9 protein-coding genes are annotated in these 5266 nt (G+C 34.8%); all 9 read left to right on the top strand.

All coding sequences use genetic code 11. From position 1 onward, the window contains the following. Positions 1-294 (top strand): hypothetical protein (locus tag E7C97_RS08915; RefSeq protein ID WP_316108975.1); only part of this gene is annotated, 294 nt, incomplete at its 5' end. Then, the gene (locus E7C97_RS08910) at positions 291-1070 is read left to right on the top strand and encodes a replication initiator protein A (protein WP_151378854.1); all 780 of its coding nucleotides are present in this window, start codon (positions 291-293) and stop codon (positions 1068-1070) included. The genes E7C97_RS08915 and E7C97_RS08910, both read left to right, overlap by 4 nt. A 98-nt stretch (positions 1071-1168) precedes the next feature. Continuing rightward, positions 1169-2527 (top strand): DNA (cytosine-5-)-methyltransferase, encoded by a 1359-nt coding sequence (gene dcm, locus E7C97_RS08905; RefSeq protein WP_216728295.1) that lies wholly within the window; start codon positions 1169-1171, stop codon positions 2525-2527. After that, positions 2511-2960, top strand: coding sequence for a hypothetical protein (locus tag E7C97_RS08900; RefSeq protein ID WP_125393263.1), 450 nt, complete (start codon positions 2511-2513; stop codon positions 2958-2960). Before dcm ends, E7C97_RS08900 begins: the two co-directional genes overlap by 17 nt. Then, entirely contained in the window at positions 2953-3333 is a 381-nt protein-coding gene (locus E7C97_RS08895; protein ID WP_022524954.1) for an arsenate reductase, read from the top strand. The genes E7C97_RS08900 and E7C97_RS08895 overlap by 8 nt, the downstream gene beginning before the upstream one ends. 12 nt (positions 3334-3345) lie before the next feature. Beyond that, positions 3346-3579 carry a hypothetical protein gene (locus tag E7C97_RS08890; RefSeq protein WP_000840776.1) on the top strand — a complete coding sequence of 78 codons (234 nt, stop codon included), beginning with the start codon at positions 3346-3348 and terminating at the stop codon, positions 3577-3579. A gap of 2 nt (positions 3580-3581) precedes the next feature. Next, the gene (locus E7C97_RS08885; RefSeq protein WP_000821310.1) at positions 3582-4169 is read left to right on the top strand and encodes a CPBP family intramembrane glutamic endopeptidase; all 588 of its coding nucleotides are present in this window, start codon (positions 3582-3584) and stop codon (positions 4167-4169) included. 130 nt (positions 4170-4299) lie between these two features. Then, positions 4300-4890, top strand: coding sequence for a type IV toxin-antitoxin system AbiEi family antitoxin domain-containing protein (locus E7C97_RS08880; RefSeq protein ID WP_316108970.1), 591 nt, complete (start codon positions 4300-4302; stop codon positions 4888-4890). Then, a partial coding sequence (locus E7C97_RS08875) for a nucleotidyl transferase AbiEii/AbiGii toxin family protein (protein WP_316108969.1) occupies positions 4890-5266 on the top strand: 377 nt, incomplete at its 3' end. The genes E7C97_RS08880 and E7C97_RS08875, both read left to right, overlap by 1 nt.

Below are 5266 nucleotides of genomic sequence, written 5' to 3'. Positions count from 1 at the left end.
TCGCTTTTCATTATAGATCTTATGGGACTTTTTTTCTACACAAAAATAGGCTCCATAATATCCATAGGGGATTTACCCACTACAAATATTATAGAGCCTTTTTTATTTTCTGGAGGGAAAATGACAAAAGAATTACAATCATCACGCTATATTGTCATTTCATTTTTAGTACGTGAAATGGGAATAGATATTGTTGAGGCCATATCTCTTATGGCTGAATTGGAAAAAAGTGGGTTGGTTCGCTTGGAATCAAGTGGAGATTTAATACTCAAAGAACTTGGAGGAGCGCTATGAAACGAATTACCGCAAATCAATATCAAACTTCAGAACGGTATTATAAATTGCCTAAAATTCTTTTTGAGGATGAGAAATATATGGATATGAAACTAGAAGTAAAGGTGGCTTACTCTATTTTAAAAGATCGTTTAGAATTATCTCTTAGTCGTGGTTGGATAGATGAAGAAGGAGCAGTCTATTTAGTATTTTCTAATTCTAAACTGATGAAGCTGTTAGGTTGTTCGAAGTCAAAATTATTGTCCATCAAAAAAATTCTTAAAGAATATGACTTAATTGATGAAGTCCAACAGTCTTCAAGTGAGAAAGGAAGACTAGCTAATAAGATTTATTTAGGGGAATTATCTTCTACCCCAGTAGCTAATTCAAACAGGCCTAGTGTTAAAAAAAGACTAGGGCAGGATGAAAATGAAACGGCCCCCGTCTCACATTTAGCCCCTAGTGAGACTGAAGTTAGTGAGACTAAATATAGTGAGACTGATTCTTTATTTATTGAGGATGAGGAGGAGAGGAATACTCAACCTATCTTGAAAAGAAAAGTAGAAAAGGTCACAAAATATGATCGAGATTATATTTGGGGATTGGTACAAGATCAATTTAGACGAGAGGGTTTTTCTGAAACAGCCAGTGAAATTGCTATGACTGATTTTGAGAGAATCTATCAGTATGCTCTTGACAATGTTCGCTTTGTGAGACGAGCGGAAGTACTTGCTGAATTTGTGTTTAATGGTCTATATTCCGTTTGGAATAACCGTGTTAGAAAAGGAGGTGGTTAAATGTCGCCAATCGAGTGGATATTAGTTATGCTCATTTTAATTTCAAGTGGTGTGACACTTTGGACATTGATAGTCGATCAGAAAGGGGTGATAAAGAAATGAGATTTATTGATTTATTTTCAGGTATCGGAGGATTTCGACTTGGAATGGAAAGTGTCGGACATGAGTGTATTGGATTTTGTGAGATTGATAAATTTGCTAGAGAATCTTATAAATCCATTTTTCAAACGGAAGGGGAAATAGAATTTCATGACATACGAGATGTTTCAGATGATGAATTTAAAAAACTTAGAGGGAAAGTCGATATCATCTGTGGGGGATTCCCTTGTCAAGCATTTTCAATCGCAGGAAGACGATTGGGATTTGAAGATACTAGAGGAACTTTGTTCTTTGAAATTGCTCGGGCGGCCAAACAAATCCAACCACGTTTTCTTTTTCTTGAAAATGTTAAAGGCCTACTCAATCACGATAAGGGACGGACGTTCACCACAATCCTTACCACACTTGATGAGTTGGGGTTTGATGTTGAGTGGCAGGTGCTTAACAGTAAGGATTTTGGCGTTCCCCAAAACAGAGAGAGGGTGTTTATTATCGGACATTCTAGAAAGAAAGGTACCAGACTCTTATTTCCTTTCAGACGAGAAGGTCAAACAACTAACTCTGAGACTGTAAAAACACTAGGGAATTTGAATCCATCAAAAAGTGGAATGAGCGGTAAAGTCTATTATTCAGAAGGTCTTGCACCAACCTTAGTTAGTGGAAAAGGAGAAGGATTCAAGGTTGCTATTCCTTGTATGACACCAGATAGATTAGACAAGAGACAAAATGGGAGACGCTTTAAGGAAAACCAAGAGCCGATGTTTACTTTAAATACTCAGGATCGTCATGGTATTGTCGTTGTTGGAGATTTACCGACTAGCTTTAAGGAGACAGGTCGCGTATATGGAAGCAAAGGCTTATCTCCAACACTGACTACGATGCAAGGAGGAGATAAAATCCCCAAAATACTGATTCCAGAACCAATCCAATTTCTAAAAGTCCGGGAGGCAACTAAGAAAGGATATGCTCAAGCAGAGATTGGAGATTCAATCAATTTGGAAAGACCAAGTTCACAGTATCGGCGTGGTAGAGTTGGAAAAGGTATAGCGAATACTTTGACAACTAGTGGTCAAATGGGAGTAGTAGTGGCTAGCTATGAAGGAGAAGATAAGCAAGTTTACCATGTAGCTGGTGTTTTAATAGATGGACAATTTTACCGTCTGAGAATACGACGAATCACTCCTAAAGAGTGTTTTCGCCTACAGGGCTTTCCTGATTGGGCTTTTGAAGCTGCGAGAAAAGTCTCTAGTAATTGTCAACTCTATAAACAAGCTGGTAATAGTGTAACCGTTCCTGTGATTGCTGCAATCGCAAAGAAATTAAAAGAAATAGAGGAAAAAGATGAAAGCTTTAAATAAAGAGTCAATACTAGATTGTGATGAATTAGAAACAGAATTACATGCTGCAGAAATCAAACAGCTGGATGAACAAATATTTTTGATGCCCAATTATCCATGTGAGTTTGAGGTGACATTTTTAGATGATTACCATAAAAAACATAATTACCCATTATTTTATGAATCCTATCTTCAAAACGTTATGGAATTCCTTGAAAGTCAGGATATAAAGAACGGAGTTGATGCCTTTGTAGATGATAATCAAAATCTTGTTTTTGTTTTATATGGACAAGGTTATCAAGCCGAGGGAAAAGAGGGAATACTTACAACCCAAGTAACTGTAAAAGCTTATGATGAAGACAAGAAATCAATTAACTTCTCAAAGTTATTAGATTCCTTAATCGTCTCAGAATATCAAATGGAAGCAAATTTGTTGGAGGTCTCCCATGATTGATCTCTATCTAAGTAAAAATAACCATAGAAATCAACTTCTTTTAGATTTCTTTCAAAACTACGGTATTGAGGTATCTTGCCATTCGATTTCTGAAATGACAAAGGACAAATTAATTGAGATGATGAGCTATTCTTCAGATTGTTTTGAGTTTTTATCTCCCAATTTATTACGATTTAAGAACCGTGACAATCTAAGATTAACGGATTTCATTGAGATGATATTAAAAAATCCTGAACTAACCATCAGACTTCCTCTTGCAGTTTCAAATAAGCGAGTTTATCCAAATTTGAATTTGGAAGAGGCTAGAGCTCTATTGCCTAGAGACACGAAACAATTGATTTACATGGAACAAACACATTATTTATCTAGTTAAAGGAGAAGCAATATGGCTGAACGATTTTGGGAGAACTTGTCCATTATTTTGGCTGAAAGAAATATCAGCTGGATTGAGTTAACCAGAAAAATGTTTGCGGGAGAGTTTCACTATCCAAGTGAATTGAATCGTTTGTATCAAAAGATACGCCACTACAAGATGGAACAACGAATGCCTCAAAGTCCATGGGTAGAAAGGATTGTGCAGGTATTAGATTTAGATTATGAAGATTTATTTCGGAGGTAACTATGAAAAGAATAATTCCAGTGTATATATTCCAACAAGTAAATGTTTTATTGGTATCCCTATACTTACTGAAATTGCTTTGTATTAGTGAGTTAACCATACTACAGATTCTCTATTGTGCGTCGCTCATTTCTTTTTTATGGATGTATGGTCAACGAAAACAAGTTGTCAAGGTCAATATGAAAACTAGGATGAAATGGCTTGGTATTGGATTCGTTAGCCTACTGATTATAAGTCTATGTTTTAGTCTGATTCATGCTCAAGGAAGCACGAATCAAGCAAACTTAATTGGGCTTCAACATCAAGTTCCTTGGTTTTCATTTTTATTGTTCTTAATCAATGCGAGTATGGTTGAAGAATTTTTGTATCGAGAAATTTTATGGAACTTGGCTAGAAAATTAGATATTCGAGTTGCTTTGACAAGTGTTTTATTTGCCTTAGCACATCATCCAGGAACCATTCTAGGTTGGTGTTTATATGTTTCACTTGGGATGTTTTTAGGGCTTGTACGCTATAAATCTGACTTATGGGGCAGTATGGGTCTACATTTAGTGTGGAACCTATCAGTCTATGTCTTATTTTTTCTTTAATAATAGCTGGTCTGTCTTACGTATGGATTAATTTTGAAATAAAAAAACTAAATGAATTGATTTTAAGGAAATAAAATGCTAACATATATAGTAGATGTTAGCATTTTATTTCTAAAGAAAGGAGAATGATATGGTTGATAAAAGAGAGAAACTGATGAACTCTTTCAATAAGTATGGTTTTTTAACTTTTAAACAAGTGATAGATGAAAATTTACACTACAAAACCTTATTAAAAATGGTTACAGAAGGAAAAATCGATGCTGCAGAAAAAGGCTTATATCGCTTACCTGATATTTATTTAGATGAGTGGTTTGTTCTTCAGTATCGATTTCCAAAGGGAATCTTTTCTTTGGAGACAGCACTTTGGTTACATGGTTTATCTTTGACTATCCCTTTTAACATGACGATGAGTTTTCCTTATGGTACGAATACCAAAAACATTAAGGAAGCAGATATACGTCCTATTATTTTACGCTCTCACTATAGTGAAGGAATTATTGAAATAGAGCGTCTTCCTGGCCAATTTATTAAAGTTTATGAAGTTGAACGAGTTTTGGTTGAGTGTCTAAGACCAGTTCATCAGGTGGATCTTCAAATTATTGCACCAGCGTTTAAAAAATATTTTCAACAAAATAAAATTTATTTACACAAATTATTTTATTATGCCCAGCTATTTAAAGTAACTGATAAGTTACAATCTTATACGGAGGTACTATCTTAATGTTTTCAAATGCGAATAGCTTTAAAGCAAAAATCAAAAACATTTCAAAAGATAAGGGAATTCCAGCCCAACAAGTACAACAACATTATTTAATTGAGCAAGTGTTAAAACTGATTTCTACTAGTTCTTATAGAGATTCCTTCATTGTAAAAGGAGGGTATCTAATAGGTCAAATGATTGGACTAGATAAGCGAACCACAATGGATTTAGATGTCACTCTGAAGGGAACCGAAATGAGCAAAGAAAATTTGATTCATATCTTTGAAGAGATTCTTTGTTCTAAAACTGATGGATTTTCATTTTCAGTAGATAAGCTAGAACCTATTCGCCAAGATGATGAATATGGAGGATTTTCATTAAAATTAAATGCAACTTT

It is taken from the genome of Streptococcus sp., from assembly GCF_032481935.1.
Classification (GTDB): domain Bacteria; phylum Bacillota; class Bacilli; order Lactobacillales; family Streptococcaceae; genus Streptococcus.
The sequence above is the reverse complement of the archived record's forward strand: the minus strand, read 5'-3'. Positions and strand labels throughout refer to the sequence as shown.